17 protein-coding genes are annotated in these 24,088 nt (G+C 48.3%); 11 read left to right on the forward strand and 6 right to left on the reverse strand.

Annotation, left to right across the window (positions count from 1 at the left end):
* The first annotated feature begins 95 nt into the window (after positions 1 to 95).
* The 3 genes from BLU47_RS04310 to BLU47_RS04315 are packed head-to-tail and all read left to right on the forward strand — an operon-like array spanning position 96 to position 3,254.
* Entirely contained in the window at positions 96 to 719 is a 624-nt protein-coding gene (locus BLU47_RS04310; RefSeq protein WP_143025460.1) for a DUF4468 domain-containing protein, read from the forward strand.
* A 2-nt stretch (positions 720 to 721) separates the two neighbouring features.
* Complete coding sequence (locus tag BLU47_RS14705) at positions 722 to 892, forward strand: hypothetical protein (protein WP_176780430.1); 171 nt, start codon at positions 722 to 724, stop codon at positions 890 to 892.
* Entirely contained in the window at positions 882 to 3,254 is a 2,373-nt protein-coding gene (locus BLU47_RS04315) for a putative porin (RefSeq protein ID WP_091958896.1), read from the forward strand. Before BLU47_RS14705 ends, BLU47_RS04315 begins: the two co-directional genes overlap by 11 nt.
* Here BLU47_RS04315 and BLU47_RS04320 read toward each other — a convergent pair.
* Complete coding sequence (locus tag BLU47_RS04320; RefSeq protein ID WP_091958899.1) at positions 3,251 to 3,883, reverse strand: HD domain-containing protein; 633 nt, start codon at positions 3,881 to 3,883, stop codon at positions 3,251 to 3,253. The genes BLU47_RS04315 and BLU47_RS04320 overlap by 4 nt on opposite strands.
* A 43-nt stretch (positions 3,884 to 3,926) precedes the next feature.
* Between BLU47_RS04320 and menA the strand changes: the two genes are divergently transcribed.
* Positions 3,927 to 4,838, forward strand: a complete 912-nt coding sequence (menA, locus tag BLU47_RS04325) for a 1,4-dihydroxy-2-naphthoate octaprenyltransferase (RefSeq protein WP_091958901.1) — start codon at positions 3,927 to 3,929, stop codon at positions 4,836 to 4,838.
* Here the strand turns inward: menA and BLU47_RS14710 are convergent.
* From BLU47_RS14710 to BLU47_RS04340, 4 genes are read right to left on the reverse strand one after another with little or no spacing between them, the layout of a single operon-like run.
* On the reverse strand, positions 4,831 to 4,986 hold the full coding sequence (locus tag BLU47_RS14710; protein ID WP_176780449.1) for a hypothetical protein: 156 nt from the start codon (positions 4,984 to 4,986) through the stop codon (positions 4,831 to 4,833). The genes menA and BLU47_RS14710 overlap by 8 nt on opposite strands.
* A 6-nt stretch (positions 4,987 to 4,992) precedes the next feature.
* Positions 4,993 to 5,883 (reverse strand): RluA family pseudouridine synthase, encoded by an 891-nt coding sequence (locus BLU47_RS04330; protein ID WP_369796963.1) that lies wholly within the window; start codon positions 5,881 to 5,883, stop codon positions 4,993 to 4,995.
* Positions 5,884 to 5,898: 15 nt separating this feature from the next.
* Positions 5,899 to 7,572, reverse strand: a complete 1,674-nt coding sequence (locus BLU47_RS04335; RefSeq protein WP_091958907.1) for a glycoside hydrolase family 43 protein — start codon at positions 7,570 to 7,572, stop codon at positions 5,899 to 5,901.
* On the reverse strand, positions 7,569 to 8,663 hold the full coding sequence (locus BLU47_RS04340; protein ID WP_091958979.1) for a hypothetical protein: 1,095 nt from the start codon (positions 8,661 to 8,663) through the stop codon (positions 7,569 to 7,571). Before BLU47_RS04340 ends, BLU47_RS04335 begins: the two co-directional genes overlap by 4 nt.
* A gap of 151 nt (positions 8,664 to 8,814) precedes the next feature.
* On the opposite strand from BLU47_RS04340, the gene BLU47_RS04345 reads away from it, so the two are divergent.
* The 7 genes from BLU47_RS04345 to nifJ all read left to right on the forward strand — a co-directional run bounded on the left by BLU47_RS04345 (position 8,815) and on the right by nifJ (position 22,504).
* Positions 8,815 to 9,987: a PP2C family protein-serine/threonine phosphatase gene (locus BLU47_RS04345; protein ID WP_091958909.1), complete on the forward strand. Its 1,173-nt coding sequence runs from the start codon at positions 8,815 to 8,817 to the stop codon at positions 9,985 to 9,987.
* On the forward strand, positions 9,984 to 11,528 hold the full coding sequence (locus tag BLU47_RS04350; RefSeq protein WP_091958912.1) for a WD40 repeat domain-containing protein: 1,545 nt from the start codon (positions 9,984 to 9,986) through the stop codon (positions 11,526 to 11,528). The genes BLU47_RS04345 and BLU47_RS04350 overlap by 4 nt, the downstream gene beginning before the upstream one ends.
* Positions 11,525 to 14,293: a sensor histidine kinase gene (locus BLU47_RS04355; protein WP_091958915.1), complete on the forward strand. Its 2,769-nt coding sequence runs from the start codon at positions 11,525 to 11,527 to the stop codon at positions 14,291 to 14,293. Before BLU47_RS04350 ends, BLU47_RS04355 begins: the two co-directional genes overlap by 4 nt.
* Positions 14,294 to 14,305: 12 nt before the next feature.
* Positions 14,306 to 15,130, forward strand: a complete 825-nt coding sequence (locus BLU47_RS04360) for a sensor histidine kinase (protein ID WP_091958918.1) — start codon at positions 14,306 to 14,308, stop codon at positions 15,128 to 15,130.
* The gene (locus BLU47_RS04365) at positions 15,127 to 17,574 is read left to right on the forward strand and encodes a TonB-dependent receptor plug domain-containing protein (RefSeq protein ID WP_091958921.1); all 2,448 of its coding nucleotides are present in this window, start codon (positions 15,127 to 15,129) and stop codon (positions 17,572 to 17,574) included. The genes BLU47_RS04360 and BLU47_RS04365 overlap by 4 nt, the downstream gene beginning before the upstream one ends.
* Positions 17,575 to 17,705: 131 nt before the next feature.
* Positions 17,706 to 18,893 carry an ATP-binding protein gene (locus BLU47_RS04370; protein ID WP_091958924.1) on the forward strand — a complete coding sequence of 396 codons (1,188 nt, stop codon included), beginning with the start codon at positions 17,706 to 17,708 and terminating at the stop codon, positions 18,891 to 18,893.
* A 41-nt stretch (positions 18,894 to 18,934) separates the two neighbouring features.
* On the forward strand, positions 18,935 to 22,504 hold the full coding sequence (nifJ, locus tag BLU47_RS04375) for a pyruvate:ferredoxin (flavodoxin) oxidoreductase (protein WP_091958926.1): 3,570 nt from the start codon (positions 18,935 to 18,937) through the stop codon (positions 22,502 to 22,504).
* A gap of 76 nt (positions 22,505 to 22,580) precedes the next feature.
* On the opposite strand, the gene BLU47_RS04380 is transcribed toward nifJ, so the two are convergent.
* The gene (locus BLU47_RS04380; RefSeq protein WP_091958928.1) at positions 22,581 to 24,086 is read right to left on the reverse strand and encodes a radical SAM protein; all 1,506 of its coding nucleotides are present in this window, start codon (positions 24,084 to 24,086) and stop codon (positions 22,581 to 22,583) included.
* Positions 24,087 to 24,088: the final 2 nt, after the last annotated feature.

Consider the following 24,088-nt stretch of genomic DNA (forward strand, 5'->3'; position numbering starts at 1 on the left):
TGTAGAATTGAAAGGTCCGATGTCCTATTTTAAAAATATTATTTGTACTTTTGCAGCATCATAACAACAACGAAAAAACTTCAATACAAATATCTATGAGAAAGTTCATCCTATCATTGCTGGCATTGGCACCCATGGTTATGTATGCACAAGACAACACATGGGAACGTCCTGAAGAAGAACAACAGGAAGAAGTGGTAAAGCAAAAAGAAAACCCCAATGCAAAATACCTAAGGGGAGCTGTTCCCGAGGTTGACGGAAAGGTTGTATTCAGCACACATATCGCTGCTCCTGGCAAGACTGCTGCTCAGGTCTACGACATCCTGCATACCTACATGCAAAAGATGATGAAGGAAAAGAACCAGTTGGAGAACACGCGGTTCATTGAAGAAGACGCCCAGAAGCATGTGCTGACTGCCAGCTTTGAGGAATGGCTCGTGTTTAAGGCATCAGCCATCGTGTTGGACCGCACCCGTTTCTATTATGCGCTCAAGGCCGAGTGCAAGGACGGTGGTGCAGATGTATCGATAAGTCATATCCGCTATCTGTATGAAGAGGAGCGCAACCCAGAGCGTTACACCGCAGAGGATTGGATTACGGACAAGGAGGCTGTCAACAAGAAAAACACCAAGCTCTATCCTGGTTCGGGCAAATTCCGCAGGAAGACCATCGACCGCAAGGACTTTTTGTTTAACAAATTCGAGTCGTTGCTGAAATGAGCATGAAGGTTTTACGCAATTGGCTGAGCTTTATCTTTATAGTTGGCGCCATCGTGGGACTGATAGTCTATTTCTACCATTCCCGTGAGACGGGTATCTACATCATCCTTGCCTCGATGATTGTGAAGTTCACGGAGGCAGCACTCAGAATGATTAAACAAAATGAAGAATAAAAAACTCCTAATACTCCTGCTTACAGCCTGCATTGCCTCGTCATTGCAGGCTCAAGTGTATAATGAGATGGATGCCAGCGGCAATATTACACAACGTGGCTTTGGCAATGAAACAGATCTCTTCAACCCGAACAAGCGAGACAGTACCAAGGCCAGCAATAAAGTAGTGCCGAAAGGAGTCTGGGCGTGGACTGTGGACCGTCGGTTTGGCGATATCACCAAAATGCCCTTGGACACCATGCCACACCTGTATCAGAACACGATATACAACACAGGAATATACGGAGAATACAATTCTATAGGCAACAACTATACCGCTCGCCAGAACCGTATTTTCATCGACCGGAAGAAGTTCAGCGAGTTTTTCTTCATCGACCCCTATGACTATACAACCAAGGAACCAGACCAGTTCCTTTATCTGAACACCCTGTCGCCCTATACCAATATCAGCTACGACAACTGTGGTGACAAGCAGAATGGCGAGGACCACATCGATGCCAAGTTCGGCGTGAATGTCAATAAGCAACTGGGATTAGGATTCGACCTGGACTACTATTATGCGCGAGGATATTACCAAAACCAAGCGAACTCACACTTCCGCGCCTCGCTGTACACGACTTATGTGGGCGACCGTTACCAATTGCATTTCCTGGGGTCAGCCTATCATCGTAAGGCCAGTGAGAACGGTGGTATCACCAATGATAATTACATCACCCATCCGGAATTGGAAACCACCCAATATTCAGAGGAGGAAATTCCCACCGTGCTCTCGAAAAACTGGAACCGCAACAACTCACAGCACTTATTTCTGTCACACCGCTATAACATCGGCTTTTACCGTAAGGTGAAAATGACTGAAGAAGAAATCAAGGCGCGTCAGTTTGCCCAACAGTCGGCCAAGAAGAAAGAGGAACGCGAGATGAAGGAGAAAGGCGGTGTGATGCGCAATGAAAAATTGGGGCGCAAGGGCAACGAACCGGTAGCAGAAGTTCCCAAGGGTCGTCCTTCAGATGCAAAGATTATGGGTGATGAACCTGGCTCCAAGAAGACGGAGATAACGACGGACAGCACCCGTGTGAAAGTGGAGTCGCAGGAAATGATGGACAGTCTGATGGCGGCAAAAGCCATACAAGACTCCATCGATGCCACAATGAAGCGGGAATATGTACCAGTGACAAGTATCATCCACACCCTGGACTTGAACAACTACGACCGCATCTACCAAGCCCACACATCGCCAGAGGACTACTATGCCAACACGTACTACGACAAGAATTATGAAGGCGAGGCTGGCGGATTAGCCATCTACGACAAATACCAGTTTACTTCTATCAAGAATACCTTCGCCTTGGCATTGTTGGAGGGATTCAACAAATACATGAAGGCTGGCCTGAAAGGCTTTGTCGCTTATGAAATGGAACATTACAAGATGCCCGCACTCATGGATGGCGCCACCGACTATCATCTAGGCAAAAACACAGAAGGTGAATTGTCTGTGGGTGGACAGCTATCGAAGACACAAGGCAGGACATTCCATTTCAACGTAGGAGCAGAAGTAAACGTGGCTGGTAGAAAGCAAGGTGCGTTGGCACTCGACTTTAGTACTGATGTGAACTTCAAGTTCTTGGGTGACACCGTGCGACTTGCGGCAAAGGCATTCTTCCACCGTACGATGCCCAGCTATTTCCATGAGCATTTCTTGTCGAAGCACCTCAAATGGGATCAAAGCTTGAAAGGTGAAACGCATACGCACCTGGAGGGACTGTTCTCCTATGACAAGACAAATACCCAGTTACGCATTGCCGTCGACGAGTTGCAGAATCATATCTATTATGGTATGAGCTATGAGACAACGAGTAATGGTCGCGAGCAACTGACAGGTGGTGTTTTTCAGGAGAGTGGCAATATCAATGTACTGACGGCTCAGCTGAAACAGACATTTACGCTGGGCGTGCTGAATTGGGAGAATGTGTTGACCTACCAGAATTCTAGCAACAAAGACGTGCTTCCCCTACCCGACTTTAACGTTTTCACCAACCTCTTCCTAAAATTCAAAGTCGCCAAGGTGCTCTTGGTGGAGTTAGGCGGATGTGCTACCTACTTCACAAAATACAACGCACCAGACTATCTGCCTCAGATTGGACAGTTTGCCGTTCAACAGAACGCTGAAAGCAGGATGGAGATTGGAGGATATCCCTTTGTAGACGTCTATGCCAACATGCATCTGAAGCGTGCACGATTCTTTGTTTCAATGAGTCATGTGAATGCAGGATCAGGCAACAAGGGCTACTTCCTGGCTCCCCACTATCCTACCAATACGCGTGTGTTGCGCTTTGGTGTCAGCTGGAATTTCTACAACTAAGCTTCTTCGGAAAATATACGGTCAAAGACCTCACGCATTTTGGAGGGATTCACGATTAGCGAGCGCAACTCATTGAGTTTGCGCTCGTTTTCTGACCCTTGTATCCAAAGGCGCAGATAACCATTGACGGAATATTTCTCGTCCATGTGTTTCATGAATCGGTGCCAATGTCCTTCCTTGTCCAATTGCGGATAATTAGACAGTCCAAACTGAATGGTACGGCGTATGACCAGCTCAGGGTCGATATCACGGTCTGCTTCTGCTACAATTTTCCCGTAAATGCTGCGCGGAGCACGTGATGCAGAGGCCCGATGGTCTTCGACGGCTTCCTTCATCAGCTTTAACTGCTCAGGAGAAAACCAACGCTTCAGTCTGGCATCAGCCATCAGAATCTTTCCGCTTGTAATATGATGGATTGCTCGCGGACCTGTCAGTCCGAGGTCATGATAAGCAGCTATCGCATAGGCCATGTCAAGGTCGGCTCCTGTACGACGTGCCAAATCAAGTGAAGAACGGATAACCCTTGTTACGTGCTCCATATTATGAGCCTTATCAAACTGAGCATATTGAGGCAGAATCTGCGTCTCAACAAACTCCACCAAGTCAAGTGAGGGATTATTTGTCATCATATCGCTTGCAAAGATAATATTTTTTTGTAATTTTGCAAGCGTTATGGAAGAAAAAAACGTAAAACAAGACTCTTTCAAGGCATGGTTACTGGCTGCACGGCCCAAAACGCTGACAGGTGCAGCTGTGCCTGTAATCATCGGATTGGCGCTTGCATGGACTGATGCCCGTGAATATGGCGACGACGTATTTAGTTATTTTGCAGCAGCATTGTGTCTGTTGTTTGCCCTGACGATGCAGGTAGACGCCAATTTCGTCAACGACTTCTTCGACTATGCAAAAGGCAATGACGATGCAGAGACGCGTCTGGGACCATTACGTGCATGTACGCAAGGATGGGTAAAGATTGACTCTATGAAACGCGCAATAGCCTCAACAACTATTTTAGCATGCGTAATAGGTCTGCCCTTGGTCTATTATGGAGGATTGGAGATGTTGTTGGTTGGTGCCTTATGTGTACTTTTCTGCTTTCTGTATACCACTCATCTGTCGTATATTGGCATGGGCGATGTACTCGTGTTGGTATTCTTCGGTATCGTTCCTGTTTCTATAACCTATTATGTACAGCTTCACACCGTTACCTGGCAGGTATTCTGGGCTTCGATAGCCTGTGGACTAGTCATTGACGGATTACTCATCGTGAACAACTACCGCGACAGAGACAACGACAAGAGAGACGGCAAGAAAACACTGGTAGTGAAAATCGGTGCCAAGGCAACAGAGTGGCTTTACCTCACGTTGGGCATCGTTGCTGTGTTAATAGGCGGTGTGTTCTGGTGGAGCGGACATGTGCTGGCTTTCGTCCTGCCTTTTATCTATTTGGTGCTTCACACATTTACATGGCTGAAGATGCGCCGGATAAAAGAAGGACGAGCATTGAACGAGTGTCTTGGTGAGACCGCCCGTAACATGCTCGTCTATGGCTTATGTGTCGCTATTGGACTACTGGCTATCTGAGGTAGTAATAATAAATAGCAGCAGCTATCACTAGGAGCACGATGGTAAAGATGCTCTTAATAAGGCATGATGCAACTTTCTTAACTACGACAACGCCAATGATAACCAGTATCAGCAGGGCAATGTAATAAGTGATATTCGATTCCATATTTCTTTATTTAAACAGGTGACGGAATGCCGCAGGCACGGTGGTTTCAAACTCCATCGGCTCACGGGTAACAGGATGGTAGAAGCATAACAGCCAGGCATGTAGACAAAGCCGGTGAAGTGGGTCGTCGCCATTACCATATTTGACATCGCCACACACAGGATGTCCCATGTCAGCCGCATGCACACGAATCTGATTCTTACGACCAGTCTCTAACTTGAATTCCACTAATGAATGGTCCGTCGTCCGGTCCATCACATGGAAATGGGTAATAGCCAGTTTTCCGCCATTATCTACGGGAGACGAATAGGTGACGTAAGCTTTGTTATCCTTCAGCCAATTTTGTATGGTTCCCTCGTCCTGTTCCATTTCTCCGCTAAGCACGGCAACATAACGACGGTCATATACGATATCGTGCCAGTTATGCTCCAGTATCTGCTCGGTGTCAATGTCTTTTGCATAGACCATCAGTCCTGATGTGTCGCGGTCCAGCCGGTGAACCACATGAGCACGGCATTTCTGATGTGACTTATGGAAATAGTCGTCAAGTACTGATTTTACGTTGAGTGACGAATGTCCACCTGCCATCGAGAGAATGCCTGGCTGTTTTTCGATGACGATAAGCCACCGGTCTTCATAGACAATTCGCACATAGCGGCTCTTGAAGGTCACTTGGTTGCGTTTTGTCTTGCTTACAGCCACCTTCATGCCAGGCTGTAGCATATAGTCGAACTGCGTTATCGTCTTGCCGTTCACACGGATACCCTGTCCTTGCAAGGTTTGTTTGATTTTGGTACGTGTCTGATGGACATTGTCCAAGAGGAACTCCAATAATGGCCGTTCCTCGTTGACAACGTAATGTTCGTATTCTCCTGGTGAGTTTGCGTTATATCTCATTATGCTGTTATTGAATTACTTTGTTACGCGAATCCAGTCGGCTTCCAGCCAGCCCTTATCGACTTTCGGGTTTGTCTCAGCTGCCACAAAACCGAACTTGGCACCAATCCATTTGCCTTCCTTCATCTGATAAGCCGAACCGCAGTCATTGAATTTCTTGCCGTTCTGACTCCAAGCAAAGCTGACCTTGGGTTTTCCGCCGCCTGCTTGTCCGGCCTCCTCGTTGCGTACTTTCAGTTGCAAGTAGATGTCCTCGTGAATGCCGGGCTTATAGTCAATCTTATCTTCAGCAGTTGGTTTTAGTGTGGTTACCAGCTCTTCTTTCTGAACTTTTCCTCTGTCTGCATCCTCACAGGTCAGGATGAGCAACTGGAACTCCTTACCTACCCGCTTGACAACCAAAGCCTGATAGTTATGTCCCATCATGATGATGCCACCAAACTGACCGTCAGCCTTGGATGTGAAACGAACCTTCGCTGTTACGGTGAACTCGTCGCCAGGAGTCTTCTGCAACAGTAAGTTAGGTACTTCCCAAAGGTTCTTCCAGTGTTCGCTGAGTTTGTGGGTGTGAATTCTCATGGTTCCGAAAGCGGTTGGCATACCGTAGAACTGATGATAGTTTGCGTGCCATTGCCACTGCTTACCTAGAACAGGCGTATTGAACTCGTCACTTTCAACAGGGTTGACGACAACACTAGACGACGATTTCGGTTTTTTGTAAGTGGTGACAGGCTCACCTTTCTTGCCCATGATTGGCCAACCTGTAGACCAGTCGACAGGGTTTAGGTGAACCACACGTCCATAGGCTTCCTTATCCTGGAAGTGCAGGAACCAGTCTTCACCATATTTTGTGTGTACCCAAGCACCTTGGTGAGGTCCGTTGATATTCGTCTTTCCTTGTGCCAACACAATCTTATGCTCATAAGGTCCATAGGGCGACTTCGAACGCATGGCCAGCTGAAAACCTGTTGGCACACCGCCAGCAGGACACATAATCCAATACCAACCGTCACGCTTATAGAACTTAGGACCTTCACAGGTACGATTCTCCGTACCGTTTCCGTCAAACACGATGACAGGATTGGAGATAGCCTTCGTTCCTTCCTTGTTTAACTCACGGACACATAGCACAGAAGCAAACTTGCCACGAGAATTGGCCCAACCATTGACGAGATAGCATCGTCCGTCCTCATCCCACAGCGGAGTCGTGTCAATCATGCCTTTTCCTTCTATAACGCAGACGGGATTTTCCCATTCACCAGCGGGGTCTTTGGTCTTTACCATATATACGCCATAGTCGGGATCACCCCAATAAATGTAGTATTCACCATTATGATAACGGATAGAGGGAGCCCAGACACCTTCACCGTGACGAGGTTTCATAAAATGCTCAACCTTCTCTTTGTCACCCGTATAAAGTTCCTTCAGGGCATAGCCAACGATTTCCCAGTTAACCAAATCTTTGGAATGTAGGATGGGCAAACCTGGTGTACATTGAAACGACGAAGCTGTCATGTAATAGTCTTCTCCACTGGCTCCCACGCAGACGTCAGGGTCAGAATAGTCAGCATTGATGACAGGATTAGTATAGGTGCCATCTCCGTTATCAGGCGACCACACTCGTGATTTGTACTGTGCATTGGCAGATAATGCAACTCCTGTAAGTAGTAAAGCGATTGTTTTCTTCATAGTTTGTTTATTTTGAGTTTGTAGTGATCATTCAGTTCTATGCGCATCACACGCACCAGTTCGTCATCGTCAGGCATCAGCGAGAGTGCCACATGTCCCATCGTCCGACGCAGGTTGATTTCTATGCAAGGGTGCAACAGGCATCCGTCGTTACTGGCGACAATCATCATGTCAATACCGAAGGGACCCTCATAGCCTTTGAGGTTCAGAACTCTACAAATTTCTTGTTGAACATCATCAACCCATTCTACTGGAATATAACGACTTATCAAATTCCTCTTCGCACTCTCTGTAGCGAGAATGTTACCAACATAAGCACCATTTACTGTATGAAAAAGTGAGAGTCCTTCAAAACGGATTTGTCCCATACTGTCAGCATGGAATTCCATACCGAAATCTTTCACCTTATGATAAAGCGGTTCTACCATCACTGACCCTTGACGGGCAATAACGTTATTGAACCAACCTGCCTGCATGCTGAAAGGCGTCTGTTCGACAGACAAGAAACGGAGTCCTCTCCCACTCGACGACCAAGGAGCTTTCATGACTACTTGTCCATATTTAGCAAGTAAGGATTCTACCTCACTAGCCTCACGGCATTCAAAAGCCTCGCCGACGGTATATGAAGACTGTAACTGCGGCAACAACCAGGCTGCTGTCCGCCGATGCGACAACTGGCGGATATTTTCCAATTGGGCATCCGTAGGCAATAGCGAATCGGTGACACCCCTACGCTTCAGCTGTGCCTTAAGTGCTTTGTCCCATCCCCAAACGCTGATGCCAACCTCTTCTTGAGGTATTGAAGACAGCACTTCTCTTGGCGCATTGGTGTACGTCCCGAAGCGCACAAAATTGCTGTTACAATGTCCAGGCCCTAATGAGCGGGAAATTCTGCGTTGCACATTTCTCCATTCCTTTTCTGCGTATTCCACATTGTCCACCAACACGACATCACCCTCGTTAGCCCATAAAACAGGGAGGAACCCGAGGTCAGCCCTCAGCTGACGACCTGCGTGAGGAGCGGTAAAATTGGCAAGGTTGGAGGCCAATGCTATATCATGTTCCGGATTGAAAATGTGCAGTTTCTTCATAATCATGGGCAAAATTACAAAGAAACGGGGAAAAAGCCAAATTTAATGCAAAAAAAACATTTTTCTTTTAATTGTTTGCATATTTAACAAAATATCGTTACTTTTGCATCATTAAATAATTTAGTTCGCGAACATAAATAAATAAAAACCGATGAAATTACCCATCAAGATTTTAAGCGTCGATGACGAAACTGATTTGGAGCTGTTGCTGACCCAGTACTTCCGCAGACAGATTCGCAAAGGCCAATATGAGTTTTATTTTGCCCACAACGGACTCGAGGCGCTCACCATTCTTTTAAACCAGAAGGATATTGACATCATTCTGTCGGATATCAATATGCCCGAAATGGACGGACTGACCCTGCTGACAAAAATCAATGAGATGCAGAACCCGGCATTGAAGTGCATCATGGTCAGTGCTTATGGCGATATGGGTAATATTCGCTCGGCCATGAATAACGGAGCATTCGACTTCGCCACCAAACCCATTGACCTCGACGATCTCAGCGTGACCATTGAGAAGGCAATCGAACAAATTGACTATATCAAGAAAGCACAAGAGGAACACTCACAACTGGAGTCGTTGAAGACCGACCTGGCTGTTGCTGCAGAGATACAGCAAGCCATTCTGCCTCGTATCTTCCCGCCATTCCCCGAGAATGAGCAGGAATTGGACTTGGCGGCGCTGATGACTCCGGCAAAGGACGTAGGAGGTGACTTCTATGACTTCTTCCGCATTGACAACGACCATATCGGACTGGTTATTGCTGACGTCAGCGGAAAAGGCATTCCTGCAGCTATCTTCATGGCTGTCAGCAGGACACTGATCCGTACTGTTGGATTGCAAGGAGGTACTCCAGGCTACTGTCTGACTAAGTCTAACGAACTGTTAAGTAAAGAATCAGTAGACTGCATGTTTGTCACCGTATTCTACGCCATCTACAATATCCGTACCGGCGAACTTGAATTCAGTAATGGCGGACATAACTCACCATATATCCTGAGAGCAAACGGGAATGTAGAACAGTTGCCTGTAAGCACCAACTGCATCGTAGGAGCAATCAGTGACGTGGAGTTCAGCAACGACAAGACCTCATTAGGGGTTGGCGATACGCTCATCCTCTACACTGACGGTGTCAACGAAGCCACCAATGCGGACAACCAGGAATATGGTGACGACCGCATGGAACGTCTGCTCGGCACCTTGGCTGGCAAATCATGCCAGGATATCATCAACGCACAACGGGAAGATGTGAAGAACTTTGTCGGAGACGCTCCACAGAGTGATGACATTACGCTGATGGCCATCAAGCGAAAAGCATGAAAATCTTCAGAAGAACAGCACTGCTACTCATCGTGTTGCTATTAGCTGGAATCTGCATAAGTCTCTATCAGAAAGACAGCGATAAGCAACAAAGAATCAGCGAGTTGGAATCCGAGCTGATTAACCTTACTGCAAAGGAAAAACGCTCTGCAGTCATGCAGAGTATGAATGCGCAGATGGAGGAAATTGCTAACCAGCAATGGATTATCAGCGATGAGCAACGACGGGAAGCAGAGGAACAGACCATTGTGGCCAATGAGCAACGCCAACAGGCAGAAATAGAGCGCAAGAACGCACAAATTGCCGAGTACAAGGCCGTAGAGGCATCCAAGGTTGCCCAAAACCAGCGAGAAATAGCAGAGCAGCAGCGTCTGGAGGCAGAACATTCAAGACGAATAGCCGACACGTTGAGCTACGTAAACCTTGGGCGTACTTTAGGAACCCTCTCGCTCAACCAGTTGGAGATAGGCAACAAAGAATTGGCTAACCTGTTGGGATATGCATCCTACCTCTTCACACAGCGGTACAATGGTGACATATACAATGCCGCCGTTTATCAGGCACTCACCAGAAACAGTCAGAGCACCCGTTCGTGGATAAGGCACAAAGGTTGCGTCACCAACCTCGATTTCTTCTCTGCCGACCATCTGGTTAGCGTCAGCACTTATGGAGAAATCATGGAACATAAGTTGAAAGGCGAGACCCTCAACACCAAAAGTTTGTTTAGCAACAAGGAAGAAGACTTCCGCGATGTGATGATTAACAAAGGTGACATTTATGCCGTCAGCCGTAATGGACATGTGGTAGTGATCACACCGAAGGGAAGAACCATCATCCAAATGAACGAGCTATACCACCCTATTGGCATAACGCCGATGGACGATTACTTGTTGGTTGTGGGTGAAGAAGGTATCGCTACCATTGACCCAAAGACCAAGACCGTCGTCAAGACCAAGAAACTGCCTTTCAACATTGTGTTCTATAGCCGTTATGACTATTCGCCAACGCTGTTCGACGACAAGGGCAACATGCATATCGTAAGAAGCCTGGAGAATATTCCTGCTGAAAAGTTACCTTTCTCCGGACAAGTGACCGCTTTCGCCAGTTCCAAGAACACCAAGACCATAGCTTACGGAATGAAAGACGGAAGCATTTACTTAGTTAACAGCAAAGGAAAACTGACGAAACTACAAGGGCACCGCTCACGCATCAGCAAACTCAAAATCAACGGATGGCATCTCTATTCTTCCAGTTACGACGGAACGATCAAGATGTGGATGTGCAATCAGGCGAAGATTGATCCAATGGAACTATTCTCTACCAATAGCTGGATTATGAACTTCACCTTTGATAAGGCCAAGGACTACGTATGGACTGTCGAACAGAAAGGAGGATTGACAGAAGCATTCATCTCTGTGCCGATGATGGTTGCTAAGCTCAAGAGCCAGCTTAAGCGTAACTTTACGCGTGAAGAGTGGAATTACTTCATTGGTTCGCACACACCTTATGAGACATTCATTGGAAAGGAGGTGCAACAATGAAACGTTTGATTATTCTTGTCTTTATCTGCATGACCAGTCTGTCTGGTATTCATGCACAAGGACTTCCTTTCATCCGAAACATCTCCTCCAAGGAGTATCATGCCCATAATCAAAACTTTGACATCATCACTGGAGAGGATGGCACTATCTTTGTTGCCAACTTCGAAGGACTCTTATATTACGACAATGCCGATTGGCGTGTTATTCACACCCCGAATGTCACCCGCATCACATCAGTCTTCCGCGACTCCAAGAATGTCGTGTGGGCAGGAGGTTACAACTTCATCGGCTACGTGACAATCGGAAATCGTGGAGAACTGAAATTATATAGTCTGAGAGCCTCCAGGTTCCACGGTGAAGTACAGTGGATATGGGAACGTGACGGTCAGATTTCGTTCCTGACTAGTGAAAGCAAGATTTTCCATGTCAATGGCGAGGAGATTGTCTTTGACCCGAAGGGAAAAGTCCCTACCTCTGGTTTCGCGACCATCAGTACCGTATCACATATCAACCAGATACAACAGATGGACGAAGGACTGCAGGCCATAGCAACCAATGGTGAAGGAATCATCATCACCGACCAGTCGGGCAAGCCACTTTACAACATCAACGAAGGCAACGGTCTTTGTTCCAATAATGTCACACACATTACCTACAATAGAATGGGACAACTCTGGGGCGCTACGGATAATGGTGTCTTCGTGATATCCCTCCCTTCTATCTATTCACGCTTCACCCTGACTGAAGGTTTACGCAGTGAGGTGACATCTCTTGAGAAGTTGGGTAATGACATCTATGCAGGTACGCTTAGCGGTCTTTATCGCAGGTCAGGAACCTCCTTCGTTTCGGTTTCTGCTATTAACCACACCTGTTGGCAGATTGTCAAGGATGGTCAGGGTCAGTCGCTACTAGTTGCCACAATGGACGGTGTCTATCGTATCTTCTCCAATGGAAGCGTTCGCCAGCTTACCACCTCGACAACCCTCTCGTTAATGGTTGACGGAAACAATTTCTATAGTGGTGAGATGGACGGTCTGTATTACAATACGCCCGACGGTCAACACAAAAAACTGAACAATACGGAAAAGGTCATTACCATTCTCAAGGACCGCTCAGGTTGCATCTGGTTGAAAACAATCTATGGTAAAGTTCTGAAACGTAATAGGAATGGAATGTTTGTACCCTTCACGTCGAGCAAGGATGCACAGGAAGTCGCTACGCTGATATATGACAAAGGTAACGTAAAGCCCATTCTGGCCAGCGCTACTAAGCCTTTCCCTTACCCGATGTACAACTACACGGATAAGAACAACACCTTCTGGCTGACCAACAACAAAGGAAAAGAACTCTATGCCATCAAGAACGGTGTTCGCGATGAGCAGCTATCACTCATCTTAAAGCCTTTCCGCAACTACGCGACAAGAGCCATCTTGCTTGACAACAAGCATTTGTGGATAGGTGGAGAGAAAGGTATCGGCATCGTCGATTTCAACAAGAAACCTATCCAGTTAAAGGAAAAGCCTAAAGTGGTGATACGTTCTATCTATCTTCGCAGCGACAGCCTGTTATGGGGAGGTTATGGCAAACAACCCGAAGTATTGCCAAAGTTAGCGAGCAACGAACGAGAGCTGTCCTTCAACTTCAGCCTCAACTTCACCTATGTCGTTGAGAAGCCTCTCTTCCGCTATCGTATCAATGGCGCTAAATGGAGTCCTTGGGATGAAGAGACCAGTGCTATGCTCTACAACCAGCCCTACGGAAAAAACACCTTTGAAGTACAGGGTCAGGACTCCTGGGGACGGATCTCTGAAATTACGAAGATAACCTTCATCTATGAATACCCGTTATATCTGCGCTGGTATAGTATTGTATGCTACATTATCCTACTCGTCCTGATTATCTATATCGTTTTCCAGTACCGTCTGAGACAACTGGAGAAAGACAAAATACGACTGGAGCATATCGTCAAAGACCGCACGGCAGAGGTTGTCAGACTAGAGAAAATGGCAACAGTGGGCAAACTGACGCAAGGACTTATCGATCGTATTCTCAACCCACTGAACTACATCAACAATTTTGCCAAGCTCTCGCAAGGTCTGGTAAAAGACATCACGGCAAATATTGAAGATGAGAAGGAAAATATGAATCCCGACAATTACGAGGACACGATGGACGTTCTCAACATGCTGGACGGTAATCTACAGAAAGTCAGCGAGCATGGAGCCAATACCACGCGCACGCTGAAAGCGATGGAAGAAATGCTGAAAGACCGCTCTGGCGGTATGACGGAGATGGACCTGACTCAACTGATGAAGCAAGCCCACGAGATGCTGTTAACCTACTACGAGAAGGAAATTGCAGATTGCCATATCGACATCCAATTCGACTTGCCTGAGAAGCCACTGACGATTCTCGGTAACCCGGAGCAGTTGAGCAAGACCGTGATGAGCCTTTTGGCCAATGCCGTCTACGCCATCGTCAAGAAAGACGACCGAGGCACCACGTCGCCAATGAGTCTCGCCCTGGCACTGAAGACCGAAGGCAAGATGGCTCACCTTACCATACGCGATACTGGTACAGGTATCAGCGAGAACATCATCAACAAGATTTTCGACCCGTTCTTCACCACGAAGACAACAGCCGAAGCCTCTGGTGTAGGACTCTACCTCAGTAAGGAAATCGCCCAGAACCATGGTGGTGACATCACCGTCCATTCAGTAAAAGGCGAATATACAGAATTCACGATAACTTTACCAACCCTTTAAATCCTGAAGGTCATGGAGAAACAGATAGAAACATTACAACAACAGTTGAAACAACAAGAGAAACTGGCTTCATTGGGTATGCTCAGCGCTGGTATTGCGCATGAGATACAGAATCCACTGAACTTTGTCATCAACTTCAGTAAGATGTCTGAAAAGCTACTAAAAGACCTGACAGAGATTGTGGAAGACAATGAAGACAAGTTACCTGCGGATGATCGTGAGGAAATTGACGACATCGTGGCAGACTTGAAGGAGAACATGGAGAAGATCGTGGAACACGGTGAGCGCGCCATCAGCATCATACAGGGCATCTTACTCGTTTCACGAGGCAAGGAGAACGAAATGTTACCGGCAGACATTAACCACATCGTCAAGGAGTATGTCTGGCTCTCCTATCATGCCTTGCGCGCCAATCACAAGGGTTTCAACGTCAGCATTGTCGAGAACTATCAGCCTGACATCCCCAAAATGATGGTCATTCCCCAAGACCTGAGCCGGGCTGTTCTTAACCTGATGAACAATGCTTGCTACACTGTTTGGAACCGTTCACAGAAAGAAGGTGAAGACTACAAGCCGACTATTAGCGTCAAGACTTCTTTCAAAGACAATCAGATAGAGGTAAGCATTGCTGATAACGGCGAGGGAATGTCATCCGAGGTAGTCCAGCGACTCTACGAAAACTTCTTCACTACCAAACCCATCGGACAAGGAACAGGTTTGGGAATGGGCATTACCCGCGATATTATTGAGAACAAGCACGGCGGTCACTTAACTTTTGAGAGTGAGGTCGGCAAAGGCACCTGTTTTACATTTACTATTCCCGCTAAAAAACCATGAGGAAACGTCTATACCTTATTATATTATATATAGGGTGCTGTGTTCTGACCACTTTCGCACAGACTACCGAAGAAAAGTATCGTAATATCTATGATGCTGCAGAGAAGGCATACCAGATAGGACGCATCGAACAAGCCGAGGGTGAACTTGTGAAGCATCTTGGCGATTTCCCGTTGTCACTCCGCCAGAGTGCATACCGCATGCTAGCACTTTGCTACATCTCCATGGACCGTAACAAGGATGCAGAGCGATATGTCCAGATGCTACTCGACGACAACCCCTACTATAGTGTGACCATCTCAGACCCGCAGCGTTTCATTGATATGGTGGAAGACGTCAAGAACGGACGAACAGCAACCATTACTACAGCATCAAGTCAGGCGGAGGTGTTAGCAGAAGTACCGGTGCCGACAACACTGATTACGGAAGAGATGATACGCAATTCCGGGGCACGCAACCTGCAAGAAGTGCTTGCCACCTTTGTTCCCGGTATGACTGCTGTCGACTGCAATGATGACATCAACATCGCCATGCGAGGCATTTACAGCAATGGTCAGGAAAAGATTCTCATCATGCTTAACGGACACCGACTGAACAGCTATTGTACGAACATCGCAGCACCAGACTACAGTATTGGACTGGAGAAACTGAAACAAATTGAGGTACTGCGCGGTCCGGCATCATCCCTTTATGGCGGTGTGGCCTTGACGGCGGTTGTCAACCTGATTACTAAGCAGGGTGCCGACGTTGACGGTATCCAAGCCCGAGCAGGAGCCGGAAATTACGGACAGTTCCGTGGCGACCTCTTAATGGGAAAACGCTATTTTGACCTCGATTTGCTCATGTGGGGAAATATCTACACATCAAAGGGAGAAGTCACGGAGACATCAGCCCAGAAAAGTATCTATAACGCTGAACACACGGAATGCAGGATTGGGCAGATTGGTCACAAGCCCTCCTATGAATTTGGTATAAACATGAAATGGAGAGACTTGCAGTTCCTGTATAGCACGCAGTTCTCACAAATCATCGCGCCCTATACCATCAGTACAATGGGAATCCCTTATGACGACGAAAAGTTCATGACCTTCAATGGAAAACATCCCAGTTACGCTACACAAGCCCACCACGCTGATATCAATTACAGCCATAAGTTCAAGAACCTGTATTTGAAGGGCACTCTGACATACGACAACAACGACCTGACACACTACCAGGTTATTTCGGAGATTCCTCTTCCCGGATTCAGCGGAATACCCTATTTCCCCGATGAGGTCAGTAAACTGATTGAAGACCATTCAGGAACAGCCCGATATATCAATGGTCAGGAACAGACCTTTGGTATTCAACTCAAGGGTGATTATAACTACGTCAACAGCGAAAACCACAAGGGAACACTGTCCTTTGGTGCCGAATACTCACACTTCTCACTTGACGACATGCGCTATGCCGTTGTCTACGAATACGAGAAGCTAGCCCCTGAGATGACACAGCTGAAGGATTTTGGTAAAGGTCATGAGAACAGCCATAACGCATTCCTACAACTAAAGCACCAGTGGAAATCACTCATCTTGAATGCAGGCCTTCGCTACGACCACCGTACTCGTTATGACAAGACGGAATATAACGTATTCTCACCGCGCTTGGCGCTTATCCTGCTCCGGAACAAGTGGAACTTAAAGCTCAGTTACTCTAAGTCATTCGTGGATGCTCCCTATCTATATCGCAAGACGAACAAGATGATGACATTATGGGATCCAACTGCCAATCTGACCGAACTGAGTGCTGAGACGCTTCACTCGCTCCAGATAACCTTTGCCGGTACGAATTGGATTAAGGGACTGAACTTTGAAGTCAATGGATTCTACAACTATGGTGATGACATTATTGGCACGCAAGTTGTGGAGCATTTGAACATGGGAGCCAACAAGACGATAGGTCTTGAACTGATGGCCGACTACCACAGACGTAACTTCACGGCAAACTTCAACCTCACATGGCTGAACACCTACAAGGCCCGATTCTCACTGAAAGACATCAATACGAATAACAGCGTGCCACATGTCATCTCTAACCTGGTACTTGGATGGCATCCTATTCCCAAGTTGAGACTATCCACGAAAGCCGTCTTTGAGAGCAGACAGAAAGCATATAGTGTCTATATGCCCGTCATGCTCCAACTGCTCAACTTGGAAGACCAAGGCATCCAACCGGAAGACCTTCCCCTCATCGAAGAATTGATGAACAAACTGGTGTTCGAGCAAACTGTTAAGGCGCGAGTCATCTTCAACATCGGCGCCGAATATCAGCTGACTCCTCATGTTCAAATAGGACTCAATGTCCGCAACCTGTTCAATACCCAATACAATCAGAGCGGCATGAATACCGTACTCGTACCCCAGCGCGGACGCTGGTATATGGCAAGTATCGGGATCAAGATATAAAGCAAAATCACCCTTGCTACTATTTAGATAGTGCAAAAATAACGCTTTTTAGCAAGATTTTGCAATCTCCGCTTTGCAATTTGCGGAAAAGTTAGTACCTTTGTGGCTGTTTTAAAACAAATCGATACTTAATGGAAGCTTTCTTTCGTACACATCGCTATCTGGTTGAGCATGTCAATGCACCTGTCCGTCGCACCTTGATGGATGAGATTGACTGGAATGACCGATTGATTGGCATTAAGGGAACGCGTGGCATCGGAAAGACAACCTTCCTATTACAGTTTGCCAAGGAGAAGTTTGATATCAACGACCGCCAGTGTCTGTATATCAACATGAACAACTTCTATTTCCAGGGACATGGTATCGCTGATTTCGCCGGTGAGTTCTGCCGATGCGGCGGTCGTGTGCTACTGATCGACCAAGTATTTAAGCAGCCTAACTGGTCACAGGAGCTCCGTTTATGCTACGACCGCTATCCTCATCTGCAGATAGTATTCACCGGTTCCAGCGTGATGCGTCTGAAAGACGAGAATCCCGAGCTTAACGGTATTGTCAAGTCCTACAACCTGCGCGGTTTCTCTTTCCGTGAGTTCATCAACCTGATGACGGGCAATGACTTCCACCCCTATTCTCTAGAAGACATTTTGCAGAATCATGAGCACATCATCAAGCAGATACTGCCCAAGGTGTCGCCCAACCAATATTTCCAGGACTATATTCATCATGGCTTCTACCCCTTCTTCCAGGAGCACCGTAATTACAGCGAGAACCTGCTGAAGACCATGAACATGATGACGGAGGTTGACATCCTGCTCATCAAGCAGATAGAGTTGAAGTACCTGACTAAGATTAAAAAGCTGTTCTATAATCTGGCCGAGGCAGGTGCCAAAGCGCCCAACATCTCTAAGTTAGCCAACGATGTCGAGACCAGTCGTGCCACGGTGATGAACTACATCAAGTACCTGACTGACGCACGTCTGCTGAACATGATATACCCTGTGGGCGAGGACTTCCCTAAAAAGCCCGCCAAGATCATGCTCCACAACTCCAATTTGCTCTATGCCATTTACCCCATTCACGTGGACAAGCAAGAAGCGATGGAGACGTTCTTTGTCAATTCTATGTGGAAAGACCACAAGGTGAACATACAAGGTCGCGACAACCACTACCTGGTTGACGGTCGTTTAAAGTTCCGCATCTGCGATGCGTTGGCCACCGGCAAGGTAAGGTATTCACCCGATACGATCTATGCCCGCTACAATACTGAGATAGGGCGCGACAATCAGATACCACTATGGTTATTAGGATTCTTATACTAAACAAATATTTTATTCATTAATACATTTATTTTACTAAACAAATGGCTAAAGAAAAGAAATTTATCACTTGTGATGGTAACGAGGCTGCGGCTCACGTGAGCTATATGTTCTCGGAGGTAGCTGCTATCTACCCCATCACCCCGAGCTCACCTATGGCTGAGCACGTTGACGAATGGGCTGCCCGTGGTCGTAAGAACCTCTGGGGTCAGACTGTCTCAGTTCAGGAAATGCAGTCAGAGGCTGGTGCTGCCGGTGCCGTTCACGGTTCACTGCAGGCTGGTGCCCTCACCACTACATTCACCGCTTCTCAGGGTCTTCTTCTGATGATTCCTAACATGTACAAGATTGCCGGTGAGCTGATTCCTTGCGTATTCGACGTTTCTGCCCGTACGCTGGCTTCTCACTCTCTGTGTATCTTTGGTGACCATCAGGACGTAATGGCTTGTCGTCAGACTGGCTTTGCCATGCTCTGCGAAGGTTCAGTACAGGAGGTTATGGACATGACCGCTGCTGCTCACCTGGCATCTCTGGAGACTTGCGTTCCCTTCGTTAACTTCTTCGACGGCTTCCGCACCTCTCACGAGTATCACAAGATTGAGCTGCTCGACCAGGAGGATGTTCGTCCTTTGGTTAAGGAAGAGTACATCAAGCGTTTCCGCGATCGTGCTATGTCACCTGAGCGTCCTATCACTCGCGGTACTGCTGAGAACCCCGAGACTTTCTTCACACACCGCGAGGCCAGCAACCCCTACTACGATGCAGTTCCCGAGGTTGTTGAGAAGTATCTGGGCGAGCTCTCTAAGATTACCGGTCGTGAGTATCACCTGTTCTCTTACTATGGAGCCGAGGATGCTGACCGCATGATTATCCTGATGGGTTCTGCTACTGATGCAGCCCGCGAGGCTATCGACTACCTGAACGCTAACGGTCAGAAAGTTGGTATGATCAGCGTACACCTCTATCGTCCGTTCTCTGTTAAGCACCTGTTGGCTGCTGTTCCCAAGAGCGTCAAGAAGATTGCCGTTCTCGACCGCACCAAGGAGCCCGGAGCCAACGGCGAGCCTCTGTATCTCGACGTTAAGGATGCCTTCTTCGATGTTCAGGATCGTCCTGTTATCGTTGGCGGCCGCTACGGTCTTGGTTCTCACGACACCACTCCCGCTCAGATCATCAGCGTGTTCAACAACCTCGCTATGCCCGAGCCCAAGAACCACTTCACTATCGGTATCGTAGACGACGTCACCTTCACTTCTCTGCCTGAGGTTGAGGAGATTGCTCTCGGTGGCGCAGGCATGTTCCAGGCTAAGTTCTACGGTCTGGGTGCTGATGGTACCGTAGGTGCTAACAAGAACTCAGTTAAGATTATTGGTGACAACACCGACAAGTACTGCCAGGCTTACTTCTCTTATGACTCTAAGAAGTCAGGAGGTTTCACCTGCTCTCACCTGCGTTTCGGTGATACACCTATCCGTTCTACCTATCTGGTAACCACACCTAACTTCGTGGCTTGCCACGTACAGGCTTACCTGCACATGTACGACGTGACTCGCGGTCTGCAGAAGAATGGTACGTTCCTGCTGAACACCATCTTCGACGATGCTGAGCTGGAGAAGTTCATGCCTAACAAGGTTAAGCGTTACTTCGCACAGAACAACATCACTGTTTATACCATCAACGCTACCAAGATTGCACAGGAGATTGGTCTGGGCAACCGCACCAACACCATCCTGCAGTCAGCCTTCTTCCGTATCACTGAGGTGATCCCCGTAGAGTTGGCTGTCGAGAAGATGAAGGCTGCAGCCTTGAAGTCTTACGGTGCCAAAGGTCAGGACGTTGTCGACAAGAACTACGCTGCTATCGACCGCGGTGGTGAGTTCAAGAAGTTCGAGGTAAAGGCTGAGTGGGCTAACCTGCCCGACGATGAGGTGAAGGAGGACAACGCTCCCGCATTCGTTAAGGAGCTCGTTCGTCCTATCAACGCTCAGGCCGGTGACCTGCTGAAGGTTTCTGACTTCGTTAAGCATGGCACTGTTGACGGTTCTTGGGAGGTTGGTACCGCCGCTTACGAGAAGCGTGGTGTTGAGGCCTTCGTTCCTGCTTGGAACAAGGACAACTGTATCCAGTGTAACCAGTGTGCTTACATCTGTCCTCACGCTGCTATCCGTCCGTTCGTACTGACCGACGACGAGCTGAAGGACTTCCAGATCGATACCCTCGAAATGAAGGCTCCTGCCGCTATGAAGGGCATGCACTTCGTTATCGAACCTTCAGTACTCGACTGTCTGGGTTGCGGCAACTGTGCCGACATCTGCCCGGGCAACCCGAAGACCGGCAAGGCCCTCACGATGGTTCCGTTCAACCCCGATGCTGCCGACATGAAGAAGATGGCTGCCGACTGGGACAAGCTGGTTAAGGTACCTTCTAAGCAGCACCTCGTTGACATCAAGTCTAACGTTAAGAACTCTCAGTTCGCACAGCCGCTGTTCGAGTTCTCTGGCGCTTGCTCTGGTTGCGGTGAGACTCCTTACGTGAAGCTGCTCTCTCAGCTGTTCGGTGACCGTCAGATGATTGCCAACGCTACTGGTTGCTCTTCTATCTACTCTGCTTCTATTCCTTCTACTCCTTACACCAAGAATGAGAAGGGTCAGGGCCCAGTCTTCAACAACTCACTGTTCGAGGACTTCTGCGAGTTCGGTCTCGGTATGGCTCTGGGTAACAAGAAGATGAAGGAGCGCGTTGCTAAGCTGCTCGCTGAGGCTTGCGAGAAGTGCGATGTTACTCCTGAGTACAAGGCACTTGCTGAAGAGTGGATTGCCAACAAGGACGACGCTGACAAGACCAAGGAGATTGCTCCGAAGCTGCGTGCAGAGATTGCTGCTTGCGCTGCCAAGGGTTGCGAGATCTGCAAGGAGCTCCAGACCCTCGACCACTACCTCGTTAAGCGTTCACAGTGGATCATCGGTGGTGACGGTGCTTCTTACGATATCGGTTACGGCGGTCTCGACCACGTCATCGCTTCTGGTGAGGACGTTAACATCCTCGTGCTCGATACTGAGGTTTACTCTAACACTGGTGGTCAGGCATCTAAGGCTACTCCTCTCGGCGCTATCGCTCAGTTCGCTGCTCAGGGTAAGCGCATCCGCAAGAAGGATCTCGGTATGATTGCTACTACTTACGGTTATGTATATGTCGCTCAGATTGCTATGGGTGCTGACCACGCTCAGACCCTGAAGGCTATCCGCGAGGCTGAGGCATGGCACGGACCTTCTATCATCATCGCCTACGCTCCATGTATCAACCACGGTCTGAAGGCCAAGGGCGGCATGGGTAAGAGCCAGGCTGAGGAGAAGAAGGCTGTTGAGTGCGGTTACTGGCACCTGTGGCGTTACAACCCCGCTCTGGCTGAGGAAGGCAAGAATCCGTTCTCACTCGACTCTAAGGAGCCTAACTGGGAGAACTTCCACGACTTCCTACTTGGCGAGGTTCGCTACCTGTCAGTTAAGAAGGCTTATCCTAACGAGGCCGAGGAACTCTTCGCCGAGGCTCAGAAGATGGCTCAGCTGCGCTACAAGACCTACGTCCGCAAGACGCAGGAGAACTGGGAGGATTAATCCCCTATCCTATCTATATGCAAAGGAGCACCCATCGCTGGGTGCTCCTTTAATTTTCAAAAATCATTAAACGGCTTCAGATTCTAACCTTCTTACGGAACACCGGCACTTCTTCTACAGGCTGCGCAGCCAGACAATCCTCCAGGCTCTTGCCGCCCAGCGGATCGATGCCCTGTTCTATTTGCCGACACAGTTCCATACGTATTTGGGCTGTCACACAAACGTCTCCTTGTATCTCTCTCAGCGTGAAGGTGCCGTCGGCATGCTTTTCAAATGACTCGCCAGCATAACAGGGCACTTGGCAATACTGACAATAATCGTGCTGGCCACAAACGGGGAATGCCTTTTTCTGATCGGCTTGGAGCATCTGCAGGCGCTGTGGGCTCAGAATAGCCTCCTTGAGCGACACATGATGCACATTGCCAAACTTGAAGGGGATATTACCGCACCCACTGACCACCCCACTAGGAGAGACGATGATCCTTCCATTGACAAAACAGGGGAAACCACGCTTGTTGCCAAACACATAGCCGTCGGCTTTCCCATCGGCAGACACATGACTTATCCCAAGCGGGTCCAATAAGATGATACGCAAGGCTTCAGGGCGTGTCTGCAGATGTTCAATCAAAGATACGTCACCGTCGGCACCAGGTTTCAGTACACATGAAACCTCAGTCTCTGCCCCCAACTGGCGGGCTATTTCGCGCACCCCGTAATAGCTGCGGGTATTCAAGCGGAACACGGGTGTCTTGATATTCAGGGGCACCGGCCAAGCAGCCATCTCCCTCAGCACCTTCATCGACTGTTCCCACGAGCCGCGACGGCGTGTTATCTGGTCGTGCACTTCTGCATCAGTGCTGTAGATTGACACGCTGAACTGTTGGAGTCCCATGCGTGCCACGCGGCGAATCTTTTCGCTGCTGTTCAGCGCCTGGGCGTTGGTGAGTAGGTTGACCGCCAGATTGCGCTCGTGCATATAGTCAAGAATGTCCCAGCAGTGTGGATAGCTGAACGGGTCGCCGCCCGTGACGGTTACCTCAGGTATTCCTAATGCTACCATTTCATCAATGATACGCTTGTAATCGGCCAGTGTCAGCATGTCAGGGCGCAGGCGGTTCTCCTCGTGCAGGTCACTGCGCGCAGCGCCTTCGTTAAAGCAGTGCAGACAGCGTTCGCTGCAGGCATAGGTCAGTTCAAAAGCAAGTGATACCCGAAGTTCCTCAGGCAAGGAATCCATATAGTCGCCCTCAGGCTCATAACCTTTTGCGCCAATGCACGGTGGATTATCCTTGCGATACTGCTGCCACTCCTCGTCGCTCCATACATGGTCGTGAACGAGTCCGACAGGCATCAGTTGCTCGCGACAGAATGCGACGACTTGTTCTTCAGTAGTTCGCGTCACATCAGCGATATGCGCGGTGTCAATAGGACATTCCCTCTTGCCTGCCAACACCTCGTTGACCAGCAGTGCAGTCACGTCCTCAAACGTGTAGCAAGTGCCGTGTGCCGTATTGTACATCACGGCTCTCTGTGCCTGTCGGTTAAAGGCGCCACAGGTGTATCGTGGTCGGAAAAACGTCATGC

This window comes from Prevotella sp. tc2-28 (assembly GCF_900107705.1).
Classification (GTDB): Bacteria; Bacteroidota; Bacteroidia; order Bacteroidales; family Bacteroidaceae; genus Prevotella.

Excerpts from the sequence above, each read along its gene's own strand:
- BLU47_RS04340 (WP_091958979.1), bottom strand. The coding sequence starts at position 8,663 with ATGAAGAAACTGCACATTTTCAATCCGGAACATGATATAGCATTGGCC.
- BLU47_RS04315 (WP_091958896.1), top strand. The coding sequence starts at position 882 with ATGAAGAATAAAAAACTCCTAATACTCCTGCTTACAGCCTGCATTGCC.
- BLU47_RS04345 (WP_091958909.1), top strand. The coding sequence starts at position 8,815 with ATGAAATTACCCATCAAGATTTTAAGCGTCGATGACGAAACTGATTTG.
- menA (WP_091958901.1), top strand. The coding sequence starts at position 3,927 with ATGGAAGAAAAAAACGTAAAACAAGACTCTTTCAAGGCATGGTTACTG.
- BLU47_RS04335 (WP_091958907.1), bottom strand. The coding sequence starts at position 7,572 with ATGAAGAAAACAATCGCTTTACTACTTACAGGAGTTGCATTATCTGCC.
- BLU47_RS14710 (WP_176780449.1), bottom strand. The coding sequence starts at position 4,986 with ATGGAATCGAATATCACTTATTACATTGCCCTGCTGATACTGGTTATC.
- BLU47_RS04360 (WP_091958918.1), top strand. The coding sequence starts at position 14,306 with ATGGAGAAACAGATAGAAACATTACAACAACAGTTGAAACAACAAGAG.
- BLU47_RS04365 (WP_091958921.1), top strand. The coding sequence starts at position 15,127 with ATGAGGAAACGTCTATACCTTATTATATTATATATAGGGTGCTGTGTT.
- BLU47_RS04370 (WP_091958924.1), top strand. The coding sequence starts at position 17,706 with ATGGAAGCTTTCTTTCGTACACATCGCTATCTGGTTGAGCATGTCAAT.
- BLU47_RS04350 (WP_091958912.1), top strand. The coding sequence starts at position 9,984 with ATGAAAATCTTCAGAAGAACAGCACTGCTACTCATCGTGTTGCTATTA.
- BLU47_RS04310 (WP_143025460.1), top strand. The coding sequence starts at position 96 with ATGAGAAAGTTCATCCTATCATTGCTGGCATTGGCACCCATGGTTATG.
- nifJ (WP_091958926.1), top strand. The coding sequence starts at position 18,935 with ATGGCTAAAGAAAAGAAATTTATCACTTGTGATGGTAACGAGGCTGCG.
- BLU47_RS04355 (WP_091958915.1), top strand. The coding sequence starts at position 11,525 with ATGAAACGTTTGATTATTCTTGTCTTTATCTGCATGACCAGTCTGTCT.
- BLU47_RS04330 (WP_369796963.1), bottom strand. The coding sequence starts at position 5,883 with ATGAGATATAACGCAAACTCACCAGGAGAATACGAACATTACGTTGTC.
- BLU47_RS04380 (WP_091958928.1), bottom strand. The coding sequence starts at position 24,086 with ATGACGTTTTTCCGACCACGATACACCTGTGGCGCCTTTAACCGACAG.
- BLU47_RS04320 (WP_091958899.1), bottom strand. The coding sequence starts at position 3,883 with ATGATGACAAATAATCCCTCACTTGACTTGGTGGAGTTTGTTGAGACG.
- BLU47_RS14705 (WP_176780430.1), top strand. The coding sequence starts at position 722 with ATGAAGGTTTTACGCAATTGGCTGAGCTTTATCTTTATAGTTGGCGCC.